Annotated in this window: 13 protein-coding genes and 1 pseudogene; 12 read left to right on the forward strand and 2 right to left on the reverse strand. The window is 35.8% G+C overall.

All coding sequences use genetic code 11. From position 1 onward, the window contains the following. Nucleotides 1-287: 287 nt before the first annotated feature. A pseudogene (locus tag BAU16_RS05515) lies at nt 288-539 on the forward strand (hypothetical protein); the annotation flags it as partial. Between the two features lie 254 nt (nt 540-793). Here the strand turns inward: BAU16_RS05515 and BAU16_RS05520 are convergent. Then, the gene (locus BAU16_RS05520) at nt 794-2107 is read right to left on the reverse strand and encodes an IS1380 family transposase (protein WP_161526676.1); all 1314 of its coding nucleotides are present in this window, start codon (nt 2105-2107) and stop codon (nt 794-796) included. 548 nt (nt 2108-2655) lie between these two features. On the opposite strand from BAU16_RS05520, the gene BAU16_RS05525 reads away from it, so the two are divergent. From BAU16_RS05525 to BAU16_RS05575, 11 genes are all read left to right on the forward strand, one after another. Further along, a complete protein-coding gene (locus BAU16_RS05525; RefSeq protein WP_161526677.1) occupies nt 2656-3630 on the forward strand; it encodes an ABC transporter permease subunit in 975 nt (324 codons plus the stop codon). A 10-nt stretch (nt 3631-3640) separates the two neighbouring features. Further along, nucleotides 3641-4528, forward strand: a complete 888-nt coding sequence (locus BAU16_RS05530; protein ID WP_161526678.1) for a carbohydrate ABC transporter permease — start codon at nt 3641-3643, stop codon at nt 4526-4528. Nucleotides 4529-4568: 40 nt separating this feature from the next. Next, entirely contained in the window at nt 4569-6293 is a 1725-nt protein-coding gene (locus tag BAU16_RS05535) for an extracellular solute-binding protein (RefSeq protein ID WP_161526679.1), read from the forward strand. A gap of 156 nt (nt 6294-6449) precedes the next feature. Next, nucleotides 6450-8276, forward strand: a complete 1827-nt coding sequence (locus BAU16_RS05540; RefSeq protein ID WP_161526680.1) for a sensor histidine kinase — start codon at nt 6450-6452, stop codon at nt 8274-8276. Next, nucleotides 8245-10332, forward strand: a complete 2088-nt coding sequence (locus BAU16_RS05545; RefSeq protein WP_161526681.1) for a glycoside hydrolase family 3 protein — start codon at nt 8245-8247, stop codon at nt 10330-10332. The genes BAU16_RS05540 and BAU16_RS05545 overlap by 32 nt, the downstream gene beginning before the upstream one ends. Before the next feature lie 10 nt (nt 10333-10342). Continuing rightward, nucleotides 10343-11473 (forward strand): glycoside hydrolase family 88 protein, encoded by a 1131-nt coding sequence (locus BAU16_RS05550; RefSeq protein ID WP_161526682.1) that lies wholly within the window; start codon nt 10343-10345, stop codon nt 11471-11473. Between the two features lie 21 nt (nt 11474-11494). Beyond that, nucleotides 11495-12178 (forward strand): SGNH/GDSL hydrolase family protein, encoded by a 684-nt coding sequence (locus BAU16_RS05555; protein WP_161526683.1) that lies wholly within the window; start codon nt 11495-11497, stop codon nt 12176-12178. 93 nt (nt 12179-12271) lie between these two features. Further along, entirely contained in the window at nt 12272-14371 is a 2100-nt protein-coding gene (locus BAU16_RS05560; RefSeq protein WP_161526684.1) for a TIM-barrel domain-containing protein, read from the forward strand. Nucleotides 14372-14377: 6 nt separating this feature from the next. Then, on the forward strand, nt 14378-16345 hold the full coding sequence (locus tag BAU16_RS05565) for an alpha-amylase family protein (RefSeq protein WP_161526685.1): 1968 nt from the start codon (nt 14378-14380) through the stop codon (nt 16343-16345). A 62-nt stretch (nt 16346-16407) separates the two neighbouring features. After that, on the forward strand, nt 16408-17016 hold the full coding sequence (locus BAU16_RS05570; RefSeq protein WP_161526686.1) for a YesL family protein: 609 nt from the start codon (nt 16408-16410) through the stop codon (nt 17014-17016). A 73-nt stretch (nt 17017-17089) separates the two neighbouring features. Continuing rightward, complete coding sequence (locus BAU16_RS05575; protein ID WP_161526687.1) at nt 17090-18595, forward strand: response regulator transcription factor; 1506 nt, start codon at nt 17090-17092, stop codon at nt 18593-18595. A 238-nt stretch (nt 18596-18833) separates the two neighbouring features. Here BAU16_RS05575 and BAU16_RS05580 read toward each other — a convergent pair. Further along, a partial coding sequence (locus BAU16_RS05580; RefSeq protein ID WP_202621249.1) for a transposase occupies nt 18834-19022 on the reverse strand: 189 nt, incomplete at its 5' end.

A 19022-nucleotide genomic window follows, 5' to 3' on the forward strand; every position in this document is an offset into this window, starting at 1 on the left:
GTAGCGGATATTACAGCAACGGGAGAAGGCATAAAGACCACTCTTATTCAAATAATACCGAATTAGGTAGAAATCCCAATTTGGAGATTAGAATGTATATTTTTGGAGCAAATTACCATGCAGAGCGAAAAAATCCACACATAACTATTAAAAGTGTTATACGGAATTTGGAATTATATCAAGAATCAAGGTGAACGTGTGGCAGAAAATCTTGAATTGAATTGGGTCTAATTTTTATTAGGTAAAAGAGAGTCGTAACGTTTAGTTGGTGATTTGTATTAGATGAAGATGATTTAACAAAAAGAAGTTTTTTTGCTGATTCCGTTGCTTATGGTAGGTGGTCGATGGATATTCATACATTCGGTGGAATAAGTAGTGAGAAAGATCCCGCGATCTCCTATTGTTTGAAAAAAACTTATTTAATTCCTTACACATTGTCGGTATTGGTTTCGGCTTCTTCTTTTCAAAAAGGATTTGAACTAGAAAATTTATTAAGCGGTATTACTCAAACTGAAAAAGAAAAAAGCAATTGTTGGTGATTCGTTGGAAATCAAAATGATTGGGTATTATATATTTTCCTACGCTCACCTGAATTATTCATACTCCTAGATTTTTTCCATTAATTTTGAAAAACCGTTGGTTTCTCTTTTTCCATTATTACATTTCAAATGTTGCTTGCACTATTAGTTCAAAATATGATCTATCCAAGGAATGACAAGTAATTTTCCTTATTTTTGGGCGCAAATACCCCTTAGAATTAATAAGTTTTTAAAATTTCAGTTGGCTCCCAGTTCTACCAGCAGAGTTGCTGGATTTTTTCCAATAGATGGTAGAACAGGTTCTGGTAAACATGGGAAGAACTCGTCTTCAGAAACAATTTTCGACCGCTGCGAATTAGCTTACCAGCCACTTTGAAAAGGCGAAGACGTAAGGTGTCTACTTGGAAAACCGTTTCTTTCGCGGGTAAACAGATTGTTTTCATGAAGTTGACCAAGTTGTAAGCCAAGAGGCTTATCATCATCCGAGCGTGGTTTTCCAGAAAAGTGGAACTATCCGTTTTATCGAAATAGAAACCATTTTTGGCTTCTTTGATGTAATTTTCCATAATACCACGCTTATGGTAAATACCGAAAATCGCTTGAGGCGAAAGGTCGTGGGAAAAATTTGTAACCAAATATTCATGCCGAAACAACAATTCATTGGCTTCTCTGGTCGATTTGATACAAATCCGTCGCTCTTTTGACCATTTTTCAGCTTGATAGGTAGTTGAATAATAGTGAACTTCCCGTTGATCCCACGGATGATCATCTCCCACAAGAACGAAACTCTCTGCAATTTTTTCTAGGTTTCTATTCGCCTTCAGGCGAATAACATAATAACTATCATTGGCTTCACAAGTCTCATATACTTCTGGTGTCGCGAAACCACTATCTCCTCGAACAAGAATATTCGTGCATGGGAGGACTTGTTGATAGTGTTCAAGCATTGGTTTCAGAAATTCTTTCACGCCATTAGATGTATACACATTTCCAGAACGAAGTTCTGCTTTGAGAAAATCGCCCGTCAGATCATCAAAAGCTACCAATGGATGGTACCCGTTCGTGCCATAGTGGGCGTTAAAACTGGCGTCTTCTTGATTACCAAAGGTATCCGAATGAGTGGAATCTAAATCAATAATCATTTCTGTAACGTTCCGTTTTAAACGAACTTTGTCGATTAATGCTTGGTTTAAGAGTTGAAATTGTGCGATTGTCTTTTCACTCACACGATCCCAAAAGCGAGAAATTGAGGCTTGTGAGGCTAAGGATTCCTTAGCCAGTACCAAACGAAAAATTGGATCTTCACTCAGAATGTTGGCAGAAGAATCCGCAGGATAACCTGCGATGAGCTGAAAAAATAGTTGTTCCAGAACGGAAATATTGTCATGAATCCAATAGCGACGATTCTCATTGAAGGTTAGGAGTTGCTTTGCCAGTTTTGTAAAGCCGATGGAGTCCATAAATTCTTTAACCAAAATTAAACCAGCGTCTGTGGATAGTTTGTCTCCTGTATTAGACACCGTCATTTTTGAGTTGAAATTTACGCGTTTTTCCTGTAATGTAGCCATTGAGAGAACCCCTTTCTTTGGTTAGGTTTTGGCGATTTAACCATAGCAGATAGGGGTTCTTTTTGTACACCCAAAAGGTGTTGGATAATGAAACAAAAAACACTATTGGACCAGTTGTTTGAATAGTATTTCAAAAAAGTTATGAATTATTCAGGGCTCATTAAAGTTTTAAATATTCGTTTGCGTTTCGAGCCCAATCTTTCTCGGGAAGTAATACCCACCCCTTCCCAACGACCGAGAAAAAATTGAGGTATGCGATAATTTTTTGAGAAATCAATCGATTATCCTAAAAGAAAAAATTACTTGTGATCGGCTGCTTCTTGAGTGTCTTTCAACGAATGGTAGTCCATTTGTTACGATTTTTGAAGTACAAGTTTATCAAACGGATTATTTATCTTTAGAAGCAGTAAACTGAAACGCCTTCTTCTGGAGTAAATCGATCTTAAATTTTGAAAAAAATCCAGAATAAGTATTATATGATTTTGTTTTTGTATGCGCTATTATTTCTTTGGAAAGGGAAATGGATATTAATTTAGGAGGAGAAAAAAATGAAACAAGCCGCTATTGTAAGTGGCACAGAAATGCAATCGCCAGCATTTGTCAAAAAGAAAAAGAAAAGTGGGAAAAAAGGTGGATTTAGACTTTTTCTGCTTTCTCTCCCTTTTTTAATTGCTGTGTTTGTCTTCTGTTATATGCCACTGTTTGGTTGGAGTTATGCCTTTTTTGATTATAAGGCGGGTTATAATTTATTTGATACTGAGTTTGTTGGATTAAAGCATTTCTTAGAACCTTTTTCTAATACTATTGTTAGACAAGAATTGATCAGAGTTCTAAAGAATACCTTTGCGATGAGTCTTTTGGGACTTTTATCGGCACCATTACCGATGTTATTTGCTGTATTTTTGCAAGAAATTCGCCTTAAGAAAGTTAAAAAGGTTGTTCAAACAGTTACCACGATCCCAAACTTTATAAGTTGGGTATTGGTTTTTGCTCTATGCTATTCTCTTTTTGCAGTAGACGGTGGATTGGTTAATAACATTTTGAAAGCGCTTGGAGTAACAGAAAACGGCATTAATTTTTTGGCAGATTCGGATCATGTTTGGGTAACAATGTGGTTACTGGGAATTTGGAAAACATTAGGCTGGAGCGCAATTATGTATATCTCTGCTTTAAGCAGTATTGATGAAGGGATGTATGAAGCTGCCGATATCGATGGAGCAGGTAGATTTCAAAAAATTTGGTACATTACGATTCCTTCGCTATTACCGACATTTTTTGTTTTACTCGTGCTATCCATTGCCAATTTTTTGAACAATGGAATGGATCAATATTTCATCTTCCAAAATGCGATGAATAAATCCAATATTGAGGTTTTGGATCTTTACGTGTTCAATAATGGGTTAGTGGGAAATAATATCTCATATTCAACGGCAATAGGAATGCTAAAATCTTTGATCAGTGTCACGTTATTATTTTTAGCAAATAATGCTTCGCGACTTATTCGTAAGCAATCAGTTTTTTAAGGAGAAAGAGATGAAAAAACAAAAAATAGGAGCATTTGATATTGTTAATATCTCCATATTCATACTTTTAGCACTCATTTGTATTTTTCCCTTCTATTACATTTTTATTAATTCAATAAGTGCAAATGATCTAGTTGCAAATGGAGCCATCAGCTTTTTACCAAAACACGTTCATTTTAACAATTATTTAGAAGTGTTTAAGATTCAAGGATTATTTCCCGCATTTTTAGTTTCGATTGCCAGGACTGTTGTTGGAACATTCTTTAGCGTAATTTCAGCCGCATTTTTAGGATATGCCTTGACAAAGCAAGAATTTTGGTTGAGAAAGTTTTGGTATCGTTTTGTAATCATCACTATGTATCTTTCCGCTGGCGTGATTCCCGCGTATCTTAATATTAAAAATCTGGGTTTACTGAATAGTTTCTGGGTGTACGTACTGCCCGCATTAGCATCTCCATTTAATATGATATTAGCAAAAACTTATATTGAGTCAATACCGCCTTCTTTAGAAGAATCGGCAGAACTTGATGGGGCGAGCTATCTTAAACGCTTCTTTTACGTTGTATTACCAATAGCTAAGCCAATCATTGCTACAATCGCTATTTTTGCAGCGGTTGGTCAATGGAATTCGTTTATGGATACGGTCATGTATATGACTAAAAACAACTATTATACCTTGCAATATATTCTCTATAAATATTTGAATGAGGTTAATACTTTGGCACAAATGATGCAAAGTAATTCTTCAAATATGGTTAGCTCAGCACAATTAACGTTAACACCAGCATCAATTCGGTATACGATTACTGCGGTTACCGTATTACCAATTCTACTCGTTTATCCATTTTTCCAAAGATATATTGTAAAAGGCGTAATGATTGGGGCAGTAAAAGGTTGATTTTTTAGCCTTATAATAAAATAGAAGGAGAATAAAGGTAATGAATGGAAAAAGTTTTTTTAAAAAAGTATCGGTTGGTTTATTAGGACTTGCTCTCGTTGGTACGCTCACCAGTTGTGGAGACAAAAAAGATGCTGGCACAAAAGAAGGGGACAGTGCCACATTAACAGGATTTATTTCCTACGGGGGTAATTCAAGCGCTACTCAAAAGGCAAAATGGTTTTCAACAATTTTAAAAGATGAGTTAGGTATTACGCTCAATCTACAAGACGATGCGGGAACGAGTGCTGGACAAATTATGCAGTCGTTATTAGCAAGCGGCGAACTACCGGATATCGTGGGATTTAGTAGCAAAACGGATGCACAAAATGCAGCGAGTGCGGGTCTATTATTAAATTTAGATGATTACAAAGACCAACTTCCAAATATTTACAAAAATAAAAACTTTGAAAGTGCTATTGCTTATCAAAAAGATTCTGCCGGTGGAAAAGACAAGGGCTTATATACGATGACTACGGCTATTGGTCCGCAAGATGACGTCAATTTCAATCCTCAGTTACGTTGGGATGTATACAAAGAGGTAGGGAAACCTGAGATCAAAACATTGAATGACTATATACCTGTCCTTAAACAAATGCAAGATGCTTATTCAAAAACAGAGGATGGAAAATCTGTTTATGCGATTTCTTTATTTAATGGCTGGGATACCACTGACATGGCATTGGCATCTTATATAGCTACCTTATATGGTGTCGATAGTCGAGAAATTCATCAGTTTACGGAAATTCCCTCTGATGGGCAAGGAGAAATCAAGAGTATCTTAGATGAGAGCAGTCAGTATAAAAAAATTCTCGATTTCTTTTACAAAGCAAATCAAGAAGGTTTGATTGATCCAGATTCGATCACCCAAAAATGGGATAGCGTTTTGGATAAATACAATAATGGACGAATTCTATTTTCTCCATGGCAATGGGCTACAACAGGCTACAATACCACTGACAGAACTAATAAAGATGATTTCCAAGGTTATCAATCAGTTTGGGCAGAAGATTTTACAGTACCTATTATGCAAGATAACGTGACAGGTGATGGCGGTCGAACACTGGGAATCAGTTCTGCATGTAAAAATAAGGAAGCAGCACTAAAATTTTTGAATTATTTCTATTCCTATGATTGTGTTGACTTACTTTATAATGGACCTCAAGGACAAGTGTGGGACGAAGACGAGGACGGGTTACGATATGTTACTGATAAAGGTTTTGATATTCTTGATAATTCAAAAGTTTTGAATGGTGGCGGTACTATATTAGATGCCTACAATATTGTTAACAGTTCCTCCATGACCAAACAAACGATTAATCCTGAAACAAAGGATCAATCCATGTCAAATACCTATTGGGAATCTACTTTGAACAGAAATTCTGAAGGAAATAAATTGGTTGCTGATTGGAAGGCGGACCATGACGATGCCATTGATATGTTCCACTACGCGAAGGACAACGATGAATACCTAGTAAAAACAACTTATGCGTTTTCTCTGATGGACACTTCTCCTGATGATATGCAAACAACAATTACCCAGATTGGTGATGTCGTGAAGAGTTATTCGTGGAAAATGGTTTTTGCTTCGAATGAACAAGAATACAACAAACTATGGAAAGAAATGAAGACGAAAGCAAATGGACTAGGAATTAAGAAAGTTGTCGATTTGCGAACGACCGAATTTAAAGAAGCTCTTGAGGAAGCTAGTAAATACGGCGAATAATCAGATATTTCTATCTTTTTTCTTTCAAACCCCAACGAGTAAATTGATAATAGTATAATGAATGTTGAAATTATCATAGGAAGTAATAGCTAAAATAAAAAGGCAAGATGAAGTTTTATTGTCTTGTCTTTCTATTTTTATGTGGAGGGAAAAAAGATGAGGAAGAAGCCGGGATATTATTCCAGATTATTGGTGTTGAATGTGGTGGTCTTTTCAATTGTTATTTTGTTATTTGGTTCGATTATTTTTGTAGCTTTTCAACGAGAGAACGTGTTGGAACAAAAGCATGCGTATGAAGAAAACTTGATTAAATTAGAAGGACAAATCGCAGGAAAACACAATGATTTTTATAAACTATTTTTACCGCTAGAGGACAATAGAAATAAAACTATCTGGAACAAGTTTATTTCGGCAGATTTCAGTTTATCTTCCTATGAGGATAGCATTGATTTGAATGGGATCTTTAAAAATATTTGTTTGCAAGATAGCGATGTAGAAGCAATCGTCGTGACCAGGCTAACGGATCAACAGTCGTTTATTTATTTACGTAGTGAGAATAGTTTAAAAAAAATTGATAATGATTCGATTTTTGTCAAAAATCTACTCAAAACTGGAAATACTCGAGAAATGTTTGGTAGTCAACAATTGGATATGAATTTCGGAGAATCACCAACCTATGAAGAACCTGTTTTTATGATTACAGGTGGCACAATAAAAAATGGAAAACGCGAACCTGCAGTGAAAATTGGTATTTGTTATTCCTCCGAGGCATTAGGAATCAATAGTGAAACACCGGAAGCTACAGCAGATTCAATGTTTGGAATTACGACTTTGGACGGAGATATCATCTACACTAATAATGAGAATTATCAAGAAAAGACAGTTGATGACAAAACACTTTCGAACCTAATTGATGGCAGCACGATTGAAACTAAAAAAAACAAAGAATTTTTGGTGGGGAGTCGTCACAATACAAAGAGAAATTATCTGGTTTTTTATAGTGTTCCTTATAGTTTGGTGAGTAAGGTTCCTTTCGGAGAAAGCTTTTTACTGATTGGAACAGTTTTATTATCAATTCTGCTTCTAATTGTTCTTTCCGTTATCTCCAATTATTTAATGAAAAAAAGAATGGATGATCTGACTGTAGGTATGGCAGAAATTGGAAAAAATAATTTGAATTATCGAATTCCTATTGACACAAAAAGAAATGATGAGTTCACAGAGATAGCCGCCCAGTTCAATAAAATGAGTGAACGATTACTTCATCAAATTCAGCAGACCTATCTTTACGAAATCGAAAGAAAAACGTCAGAGTTTCGGGCGTTACAATCCGTCATCAACCCGCATTTTTTGTATAACACCTTAGAAGCTATTCGTGAGCGATTGGACAGAAATGGGGAAGAAGACGGTGCCGAAATGATTGTAATTCTCTCGCGATTGATGAAATATCAAATAAGAGGTGGCAGTATTGCTACCATTGGTGAAGAATTACGGGAATTAAGATCTTATATCAATTTATTTGCTTTGAGACATGATGGGGAATTCCAGTATGAATTCAAAATCAGCGATGAACTTCTTAGTTACAAAATACCTAAATATTCTTTACAGCCAATTCTAGAAAATTATTTTATTCATGGCTACAAAACAGGGCAGGAAAATAAGTTCTGGGTTACAGGGGCTCTGCATAATAATGTGATTACTATTATTATCAAAGATAACGGTTTAGGAATGACTGCAGAAGAATTGGCACAAATCAAAAAAGAACTGGGTAGCAATGATCAAAGCCGTTTGGGATTGAGCAATGTTCATAATCGGTTAAGAATTGCTTTTGGAAACAAATATGGTGTGAAGATTGAATCAATAGTAAACAAGGGAACGATAGTCCATCTAATTTTTCCTCCGGTAGCAGAGATTGAAGATATAAATATTGGAAAGGATACGGAAAAGAAAAATGAACAAACAGATAGAAAGAATGACTCTTGATGAAAAAATAGGCATGGTACATGGAGATGGCTTATTCAAAACGAAAGGAATAGACCATCTGGCAATTCCATCCTTAAAAATGTCCGATGGACCAATGGGTGTGCGGAATGAATTTAAAAATGACGCATGGCAGCCCCTTAAAAATAATGATGACTATGTGACCTATCTGCCTAGTATCAGTGCGTTAGCTTCTACATGGAATCGTGAACTTGCCTTTAGGGATGGAGAAGTTTTAGGAAGAGAAGCACGTGGTAGGGGAAAAGATATTATTTTAGGTCCAGGAGTTAATATTAAACGAACACCTCTAGGCGGACGTAACTTTGAATATTTCAGTGAAGATCCATTTTTGACAATTGAGATGGCAACCCCCTTTATAAAAGGCGTTCAGAAAAATGATGTCGCGGCTTGCTTAAAGCATTTTGCCTTAAATAATCAGGAAACACATCGAATGAATTTAGAGGTCATTGTTAATAATGAAACGTTAGAGACCATTTATTTACGAGTATTCAAAGAAATTATTGCTAAGGCAAACCCTTATTCAATTATGGGTTCCTACAGTAAAATTTATGATGAATTTTGTTGTGAGAGCGACTTTCTTCTTAATCAAGAATTGAGAAAGAATTGGAATTATGATGGTATCGTCATTTCAGACTGGGGAGGTGTGCATGAAACAAAAAAAACAGCGATTAGTGGAGTAGATATTGAGATGTCTGTTACTTCAAATTTTGATAATTATTATTTAGCCAATCCATTAAAAAAAGCTATTGAAAATGGTGAAATATCAGAGGATAAATTAAATGATAAAGTAAAACGGATCTTACATTTGATGAAACGAATTAAAGCTGGAGATGAGTCTCGCAAAGGGGGGAGTTATAATGATCCTCAGCATCGCGAAACTGCCCTGAATGTAGCAGAAGAATCCATAATTCTGCTAAAAAATGAAAATCAAATACTACCATTGAAAAATAATCATGGATCAATTTTAGTTATTGGAGAAAACGCTATCTATCAGCACGCAAATGGTGGAGGAAGTGCAGAAATCAACGCTTTGTATGAAATACCTCCCCTCATGGGAATCAAGATGCAGCTAGGTGGCAATGTCACAATCGATTATATCGCAGGTTATCAAAGTTCAAAGAAACTAACAGAAGAGGATGCCCATCCAGATTCAGCAGACTTAAATTGGCAAGCAAATAGTTTAGAAACAAAGGCGATCATTGATAATAGTATTCTTTCTTCAGAAGAACTAGAAACTACAAAAAAACTGCGGGAAGAAGCAGTAAAGAAAGCCGCCAACTATGAAACAGTCATTTTCGTTGGAGGATTGAATCATGATTTTGATGTTGAAAATCAGGATCGAGCATCTATGAAATTACCTTATGAGCAAGATCAACTGATCAAAGAATTATTGAAAGTAAAACCTGAAACGGTCGTCGTGATCTATGGGGGGGCTCCCGTAGAAATGATAAACTTTTTACCTCAAACAAAAGCGTTAGTTTTCATGTATTATGCGGGAATGGAAGGCGGTAGAGCATTAGCAAAGGTCCTATTTGGTGAAGTGAATCCTTCTGGAAGATTGGCAGAAACTTTTCCAATTGCCTATTCGGATACTCCAGTCGCAAAATTTGGAGAATTTCCCGGAGAAAAAAGCGTGACTTATCGTGAAGGATCTTATATTGGTTATCGATATTACGAAACATTTGATCAAAGAGTTGCTTTTCCATTCGGGTTTGGGTTGTCATATACAAAATTTAGTTACGAAGATTTTTCTTTCGATAGTGAAAGTTGTCTTTTAACCGGAAGTGTAAAAAATATTGGAGATATTGATGGCAAAACGGTTCTTCAAGTGTATAAAGAGCGAGCAACTATCACTAAAGATAAAAGTCATTCCGAACCTAAAAAGGAATTAATTCAGTTTGAAAAAGTGGCAATTAATGCAAATGAAACGAGACAAGTTTCGATTAAACTGGACGATAAATTGTTACGCTCAACCAATCCGATTAAGCTTTGTGTCGGTACAGCTGTCAACAATTTCTTTTATGAAAAAAACATATAAGGAGAAAACCATGAGTAGTGAGACAGAAAACTGGAGTTACGAGGTACAAAATAAAATTGTTCAAAAAATGAATAAAGTGATCCGAAGAAATTTAAATAAAATACCCTATCAACCAATTGATGGCAGATATTCACGAGATCATTCAAATGAAATTAGCAATTGGACGAATGGTTTTTGGGGAGGAATTCTTTGGCAAATGTATATTTGGACAAAAGATTTTCTGTATCAAGAAGAAGCTGAAAAATTAGAGAAGAAGCAAGATGCCATTTTTCTTCGATCAGATGGATTTGATCATGACAGTGGTTTTAAATGGTTGCCTACAGCTGTTGTGGACTATAAACTTTTTGGTGGAAAAGATGCATTGAATCGCGGTATGTTAGCAGCAGATAATTTAGCTGGACGATTTAATTTAGCGGGTAACTTTATTCGTGCATGGAACGATAGAGAGGATGGAGTCGATACCAGGGGTTGGGCAATCATTGATTGTCTGATGAATTTACCGCTTTTATACTGGGCATCGGAAGAAAGTCAAGATCCTAGATTTTGCCAAATTGCAAAAAAACACGCTGATATGGTACGCACCGCTTTTGTAAGAAGTGATGGGTCCGTTAATCATATCGTTGAATTTGATCCCTTTACTGGAGAAAAAATAAGCACGCATGGTGGGCAAGGAATGGCAGATGGTTCTTCTTGGACAAGAGGACAAGCCTGGGGAATTTACGGATTTGCTTTAAGTTATAAGCATACAAATGATGAAAAATATTTAAAAACGGCACAAAAGATAGCTGATTATTTTATTTCCAAAATTCCTGAAAATTGCCATATTCCAGTTGATTTTTGCCAGCCTCAAGAAGTAGATTATGAAGATGATACTGCTGCTGCCATAGCAGCCTGTGGTTTTTTAGAAATCGCCTCATGTGTTACTGGAAATGAAGCAGAAAAATATCGGAACTGGGCAATTCGTTTACTAAAAATTTTGACGGAAGAAGATGCAGATTGGAACGAAGAAAATGATCCGCTACTTTTAAAGGGAACAGGTTCTTACGATGATCCAATCCACAATTATCCTATTTTATATGGTGATTTTTATTATATGTTGGCGATTGCTAAATTAAACAAACAAGCAATTCCAATTTGGTAATTAAAAGGAGTAAAAGGAAAAATGAAAACGCAATGGTTTGGTAAAAAAATTTTATGTATAGGAGACAGTTTGACAGAAGCTGGTATTTGGCCAAAACAAGTGAAAAAAAATCTTGGATGCGAGATTATCACCCACTGTAAAGGTGGTCTTGGTATGATTGAGATTTTAGATGGTGGGGAAAGTCCGGTTGGCAAATTGAATCCGCTGTCTGTTGAACAAGTGAAGGGAGTCGACTTACTTATCTTTTTTGCCGGATATAATGATCGAGGCATTCCAGACGGGAAACTAGATGATTGTTATGATTCTCTTGTCAAGAAGGAAGATCGTACGGTAGCCGGCAGCCTTCAATTCTGTATCCAACGATTGTATCAGTTGTTAAAAGAAGCGAACAATGTGCAATGTAAATTGTTAATTGTTACTCCTCACTGTGTTGGGAAATACAGTTATATCGAAGTCGATGGGTATCATGAATACCCAGAAGGATCGAAACAAACGGTACAAACATTAGCTAAAACAATGGAAAGAGTTGCTAGGCACAATAATATAGCTTGCTGTAATTTGTGGGAGAAAAGCGGAATCAATCGTTTTACATGGGGAGTTTATAGTGCCTCGCCAGCAGCAGATGAGGTTCATTGTTCATCTAAAGGTTACCAACTGATTGGTGATGTGATAACCGGTGCAATCATCAGTAATTATGGAATATAGTAATTACTGACTCTAGAAAAGAAATATTCATTCTTTCTCACTAGTTGGGTATGAAAAAAAAAGCTTTAATTATCTGTTGAAGGGATTTTAGGTATGGAAATTTATTTAAAAGATAATCATTATTTTTCGATAAAAAAGTATTCGGAAAATACATTGCGTATTCAAATACAGCCAACTATTTATGGCTTATTGGATGAACCGTTGATGAATCGTTTAGAATTGTTGACTGAACCAAAGATAATGGAAAGTCCTGAAATTTCAGAAAAAGAGAGTGATATTCTTTATGTTTGGCAAGGACTTTCCTTCAAAATCAATTCTAAAACATTAGCGTTTGAAGTAGTAGCAAATAAAAAAAGAAGCCCTTTTTTGGGACAGGTTCAATTTACTAAAACACAGGTTTCTTGTCGAATGCAGGTCAAAGCATCTGAAAAGTTTATGGGTTTGGGCTATCGAAAAATTGATCAGCTAAACTTGAGGGGAAAAGTGTATCGAAATCATGTTACTTATGGAGCGGCCTACGGACCACAACCATTTCTATACAGTAACCAAGGATTTGGTGTTTATCTGAATACTACAAAAGACAGTTTTTTTGATATTTGTTCCCGTGATTACGATACACTGTCCATGACAGCTCCTGAGAAATCGCTAGATATCTTCCTATTCTTTGGAGACCCAAAATCAATTCTTGACTCATATACTTCGTTAACTGGAAGACCTTATTTGATGCCGGAAACGGGTTATGGGTTGATGTTTATTGGGAATGAAAAAGAGACGCAATTTGATATTCTAAACGATGTCGAACATTTCTTGAAAGAAGAAATCTCTTGTCAATATATTGGTCTAGAGCCCGGATGGATGGAGACACATTATGACGTAACTGTTGATAAAGCGTGGAATAAAGAACGATTTTTCATGCCCTATTGGTCAGAAGACCGCAAACAATTTCAAAAGGAAACTTTTATCGGTGCTATGAAGCGAAAAGGATTTGGATTAAGCCTATGGTTATGCTGTGATTATGACATTTTTTGGGCGGAACAGAATCATTTGAAAGTTGGAGAGGATTTGTCAGAGGAAATCGAATTCAATGAGAAAGACTTTGATTTGCGCGCCCATACACCCATTTATATGGATAGAATTACAAAAAAGGAAGAGCCATGGTTTGATCACTTAAAAAAATTCATAGATGATGGTGTTACTGCGTTTAAACAAGATCCTGCATTTATTTGTAATGATCATCCTGACCGCCTTTATGCGGGACAGTTTACGGATAAAGAAGTTCATAATGTTTATGCAACGGTTCTTGCTAGACAAGTTCATGAAGGCTATAAGAGGTATACAGGAATGAGACCCATGCATTACACAGGTGTTGGTTATACCGGAATTCAAAGATGGGCACCCAGCTGGACGTGTGATTGTGGTGGACGAGAAGAGGCATTAATGGGTGTTTTATTAAGTGGTTTATGCGGACATATGAACATGACTTGCGATTTGGATATCACGACACTCGATGGCTTGCATTTTGGTTTTTTATTGCCGTGGAGTCAGATAAATAGTTGGGCTTCACTTCTACAACCATGGTATTTAGATTCTAAGCAGTATGAGGCATTTCGCTATTATGCTGCTCTTCATGATCAATTGTTTCCTTATATCTATTCTTTTGCAAGACAAGGGCATGACACAGGCATGCCGATTGTTCGTGCGATGCCACTATGCTACCCGGATGATGAGAATGCGTATCAAGCAAATCGGCAGTATTTATTGGGAGACTCTCTGCTAGTTGGCTGCTTTACAAATAAAATCTATCTTCCAACAGGGTTGTGGTATAACTTTTGGACTAATGAAGCCTATAAAGGCGAACAGTGGGTCGAAGCGAAGTGGCCAAGTAATCGAGGAGGGGCACTTTTTGTGAAGGAAGGAGCGATTATTCCTCTGCGAGGTAAAGACGCTAATGAAATTATTTGTCGTATCTACCCCGGAAATGGAGAATTTTTCTTATATGAAGATGACGGAATTAGCTTTGATTATGAAGATGGAACATTTTCTAAAAGAAAGATTACTTCAACATACCACGATGGAAACTGCCAGATGTATCTTTATAAAGATCAAAATGTAGAGGCATCTACATTTCAGAAGAAACGTATAGTTGCAGAAACGGCAGATACACATAGAAATATAAAAGTACAGGAGGACTAGAAACACATGGAATTATCATCTAGACAAGTTCATTTAGATTTTCACACTAGTGAAGCAATCCCAGATATAGCAAGTGAATTTGATGCTGTTGAATTTGCAGAAACAGTAAAAAAGGCTCACATTAATTCGTTGACAGTTTTTGCTCATTGCCATCATGGCTGGCTATACTATGATTCAAAACAATTTCCAGAGTTAGTTCATCCACAATTAAAAAAGAAAAATTTGTTGATTGAACAAATAGAGGCATTGCATAGAGAAGGAATCAAGGCGCCTGTCTATCTTACTGTTCAATGGGACTACCATGCTGCTACCCATCATCCTGAATGGCTGATTAGAAAACTAGGTGGAACACATGAGGGAGAAGATTTCACAAAACCTGGTTTTTATCAATCGCTTTGTGTAAATACTGGATACAAAGAGTACTTGAAGTCAATAACCGCTGAAGTGATGGAATTAGTTGGAGAAAAGCTAGATGGATTGTTTTTTGATATCGTTGGGATCCGCCCTTGCTGGTGTTCTACTTGCAGAAAAGAAATGCAAGAAAGAGGAATTGATCTTTCGAATGAGGAAGAAGTTCGTAAATTTGCTTACTTTACAATGAACCGATTTAGAAAAGATATGACAGATTATATTCGAACAATCAATAAGAACTGTTCCATTTTTTATAATGCAGGGCATGTTGGTCCAGCAATGAAGGAAGACAAGGAAAGCTTTACTCACTTTGAATTGGAAAGTTTACCTTCTGGAGACTGGGGGTATCAACATTTTCCGATAACGGCACGCTATGCTCGAAAACTTGGAAAAGATTGTATGGGGATGACGGGTAAATTTCATACTGCATGGGGAGATTTTCATTCGTTAAAAAATCTGGCAGCTCTGGAGTTTGAATGTTTCAGAATGCTTAGTTTTGGATTTGCTTGTTCGATTGGAGATCAATTAGAACCTTCTGGAAAGTTAAATTCTGCAACATATGATTTGATTGGTAATGTTTATAAAGAAGTGGAACATTTTGAAGCATGGTCGAGGCCCTCATTTTCTGTGACAGAAGCAGCAATTGTTACTCCAGAAAAGAAAATATATGAACATAGTATGCCCAAAGACATCATGGGTGCTGCGCAACTTTTAGAGGAGCTGGCTATTCAGTTCGATATTATTGATCCCGAGATGGATTTATCTGATTATAAAGTTATTATTCTTCCAGACACATTATTAGTGAGTGATTTTTTCCAAGAAAAAATTGAGCAATATGTAAAATCTGGGGGGCATATTCTTGCTTGTGGGCGTGGCGGATTGAATCAACGTGAAAAGTATCCAGCAAGCTTTGGTGTAGAATATGATACTTTACAGAAGATCTTTCCTGATTTCATTGTTGCAAATGGTCCGTTGGCTGAAGGGTTATATCCTCAAAATGAATATGTCATTTACGAACAAGGAAATAAGATTCATTCAGTAGATGCAGAGATTTTGTTAGAGGCACATGCTCCATATTTTCCTCGTCTGGGAAACAAGTTTTGCTCTCACCTATATACCCCTAGTAATAAAAAGGATAGCTATCCAGTAGCATTTAGAAAAGGAAACCTAATTGTTTTTTCTCATCCACTTTTTAGTCAGTATAGAGAGTGCGCGCCTCAGTGGTGTAAAAAATTAATAAAAAATGCATTAAAACTTTTATTACCAGAACAGCTAATTTCTCATGATGGTCCCTCAACGATTACGGCATCTTTGCTTGAACAACCGGAGAAACAACGATTTATTTTACACCTATTGAGTTATGTTCCTGTAAGAAAATCTGCTACGATTGATATTATTGAAGAACGGACTACAGTGAATAATTTAACGGTTTCCCTACATTTAGATAAGGAAATTAAAGAAGTAAAAAACGTTGGAGACGGTACGATGTTGACGTATTGTGAAGGCACGTTTACTTTACCTGAGTGTAATGGATATGCGGTGATTGAGCTTTCTTATAGATAGAATTTCACTTTTAAAAAAATTATGATGAAATTTGGAATAACTAATAGAATGGAGAGAGAGCTATGAAACTTTTTAAAATTGATAGCCCAATTATGATAGGAATGACAAAAGTAACTGATTTTTTAATTCTTAATCTGTTATTTATTATTTTTTGCATTCCAGTTTTTACACTGGGGGCAGCGGTGTCTGCTCTTTATTCAGTGATATTTAAAGAGCTGAAAAATGAAGATGTGTATGTATTTAAAAATTTTTGGCAGGCATTTAAAGTTAATTTTAAACAGGGAACACTGGTTTGGGTAGTCTTTCTTTTCATTTTAGTAGCAGTGAATATTGATTTTAAAATTATTCAGCAAGGGAATATTTATGGTAAGTCTTTTCTGTTATTAATTTTACTTATTATCGACGTCCTTTTATTTGTGGGTCTTCTGTATGTTTTTCCTTACATTGCGAAGTTTAAAAATACTTTTAAACGGACAATTGTGAATGCAATAGTAATCGGGGTTGCTAGTTTCCCTTCAACAGCAATGATCGTGGTATTTTTGGCGTTTTGTATTTTTATTTTGGTTAAGTTTTCTGTGATGGGAGCAATTGCATTATTCTTTTTTGGTTTTTCAGGAATCTCCTATTTCACGGCAAAAATATTCAATAAAGTGTTTGCTAAATATTACTAATTTATTATGGTGCAGGCAATAGTTGAGAAAGGTCAGATTGTTGTATAAACTAAGGGAGATAGGGGGAGATCTCATGAAGAAAGTTTTTTTAGTGGATGATGAAAAATCCGTTCTCAATTGGTTGCAAGAGTCAATCAAATGGGAAGACTATGATTGCGTTGTTGCAGGCTGTAGTGATCGTTCAACATCGGCGCTTCAAAGAATGAGAAAAGAAGTCTTCGATATATTAATTACAGATATTTCTATGCCCGAGCTAAATGGACTGGAATTAATAAAAAAAGTCAAACAGTTTCAACCTAATATCCGCATTATCATTATCAGTGCCTATAGCGATTTCGCGTATACCAGAGAAGCCATTCTGCTGGGAGCAGAAGATTATCTATTAAAACCACTGAACAAGTTGGAGATTGAAGAAGCTTTAAAACGGATATCATTTTCCATAGCATATATGGGATCCGTAGTTTCTTCTACAGAGTCTAATGATTTTAAAATATTTCAAAGCAATATGCTTCAGCGTTGGATAAAAGGCTCAGATAGTATGGACGATTCAAATGAGCAGATGACAATTGCTGGAATTGATATTTCAAAAAAGCATTATAGTGTTTTTATCGTACATATCCGAAATTTGGATAAAGAAAAAATGTTACAGGCCTTTCATCTGTGCGATACTTACATCTCTCCTTTGAGTGAAGGCGTTTATTTTGATTCATTGACAGATATTGTGGGTGTACTCTCAGGAAATCAAGAAGCTAATAGGAATATCTTAATACAGCTATATGAGCAGTTAAGAAAACAATTTTCGGCAACCATTTATATTATACTGGGAGAGATGGTCTCGCATTTTTTACAGGTAAAAAATAGCTACGAGAGCGCAAAATTTTTTCGATTAGCAGGTATGTTTACTAAGGAGGAGGTCTTTATAAGTAAAAAGGAGCTGTCCCCAAAACTGCTATTAAAAGATCCAGCTTTTCGTGATTTGCAGTTGCAATTGGAAGATAAGAATATTAACAAGTCTTTTGAAAGCGCATTAAAAATATCCACTGCAACTTTGAATCAAGAAAATAAGCAAAAAATGTTGGAGAATCGTTTAGTAATTGCACTTTTCTTTTTAAAGACCTATGAATCTATTTTAACTTCTGATGAGGTAGAGAACGTAATTTTACTTATGAATAGTTTTTATAAGGACGAAACACCACAGTGGTTGAGTTCTTACATGAACCTATTTAGAAAGTATCATAATAAACAAATTAACGCTTTGCATCCCTATGTGCTCAGAATAATAAACCTTGTTGAGGATAATTATGAAGATCCTGACTTGAACTTAAGTACCTTAGCTGAGAAATTAAAAGTTACATCGGTTTATTTAGGGCAACTTTTTTACTTGCAAACAGAGCAACATTTTAATGATTATTTGACAGATATTCGCTTGAAAAAAGTATGTCATTTGTTGATAACGACATCAATTAAGATTGGAAATATTGCCAAACAAGTTGGGTTTTCTAGTCAAAGCTATCTTAATCGAGTTTTTCGAAAAAAATATCACTTGACACCATTAGAGTATCGGCAACTCCCCCATTGAAAGGGAAGTATATTTTTACGATTAGTAATAAACCTGAATTATTCATACTTCTAGATTTTTAACATTAATTTTGAAAAACCATCGGTTTTTCTTTTTCCGTTATTACATTTCAAATGTCGCTAGCGCTATTAGCTCAAAATATGATCTATTCAAGGAATGACGAGTCATTTTTCTTATTTTTGAGCGCAAATATCCCTTAGAATTAATAAGTTTTTAAAATTTCAGTTAGCTCCCAGTTCTACCAGCAGAGTTGCTGGATTTTTTCCAATAGATAATAGAACAGGTTCTGGTAAACATGGGAAGAGCTCGTTTTCAGAAACAATTTTCGACCGCTACGAATTAGCTTACCAGCCACTTTGAAAAGGCGAAGACGTAAGGTGTCTACTTGGAAAACTGCTTCTTTCGCAGGTAAACAGATTGTGTTCAT

Source organism: Enterococcus sp. JM9B (assembly GCF_009933265.1).
In the GTDB taxonomy this organism is placed as follows: Bacteria; Bacillota; Bacilli; order Lactobacillales; family Enterococcaceae; genus Enterococcus_C; species Enterococcus_C songbeiensis.

Excerpts from the sequence above, each read along its gene's own strand:
- BAU16_RS05555 (WP_161526683.1), top strand. The coding sequence starts at position 11,495 with ATGAAAACGCAATGGTTTGGTAAAAAAATTTTATGTATAGGAGACAGT.
- BAU16_RS05520 (WP_161526676.1), bottom strand. The coding sequence starts at position 2,107 with ATGGCTACATTACAGGAAAAACGCGTAAATTTCAACTCAAAAATGACG.
- BAU16_RS05550 (WP_161526682.1), top strand. The coding sequence starts at position 10,343 with ATGAGTAGTGAGACAGAAAACTGGAGTTACGAGGTACAAAATAAAATT.
- BAU16_RS05540 (WP_161526680.1), top strand. The coding sequence starts at position 6,450 with ATGAGGAAGAAGCCGGGATATTATTCCAGATTATTGGTGTTGAATGTG.
- BAU16_RS05545 (WP_161526681.1), top strand. The coding sequence starts at position 8,245 with ATGAACAAACAGATAGAAAGAATGACTCTTGATGAAAAAATAGGCATG.
- BAU16_RS05575 (WP_161526687.1), top strand. The coding sequence starts at position 17,090 with ATGAAGAAAGTTTTTTTAGTGGATGATGAAAAATCCGTTCTCAATTGG.
- BAU16_RS05560 (WP_161526684.1), top strand. The coding sequence starts at position 12,272 with ATGGAAATTTATTTAAAAGATAATCATTATTTTTCGATAAAAAAGTAT.
- BAU16_RS05535 (WP_161526679.1), top strand. The coding sequence starts at position 4,569 with ATGAATGGAAAAAGTTTTTTTAAAAAAGTATCGGTTGGTTTATTAGGA.
- BAU16_RS05530 (WP_161526678.1), top strand. The coding sequence starts at position 3,641 with ATGAAAAAACAAAAAATAGGAGCATTTGATATTGTTAATATCTCCATA.
- BAU16_RS05565 (WP_161526685.1), top strand. The coding sequence starts at position 14,378 with ATGGAATTATCATCTAGACAAGTTCATTTAGATTTTCACACTAGTGAA.
- BAU16_RS05525 (WP_161526677.1), top strand. The coding sequence starts at position 2,656 with ATGAAACAAGCCGCTATTGTAAGTGGCACAGAAATGCAATCGCCAGCA.
- BAU16_RS05570 (WP_161526686.1), top strand. The coding sequence starts at position 16,408 with ATGAAACTTTTTAAAATTGATAGCCCAATTATGATAGGAATGACAAAA.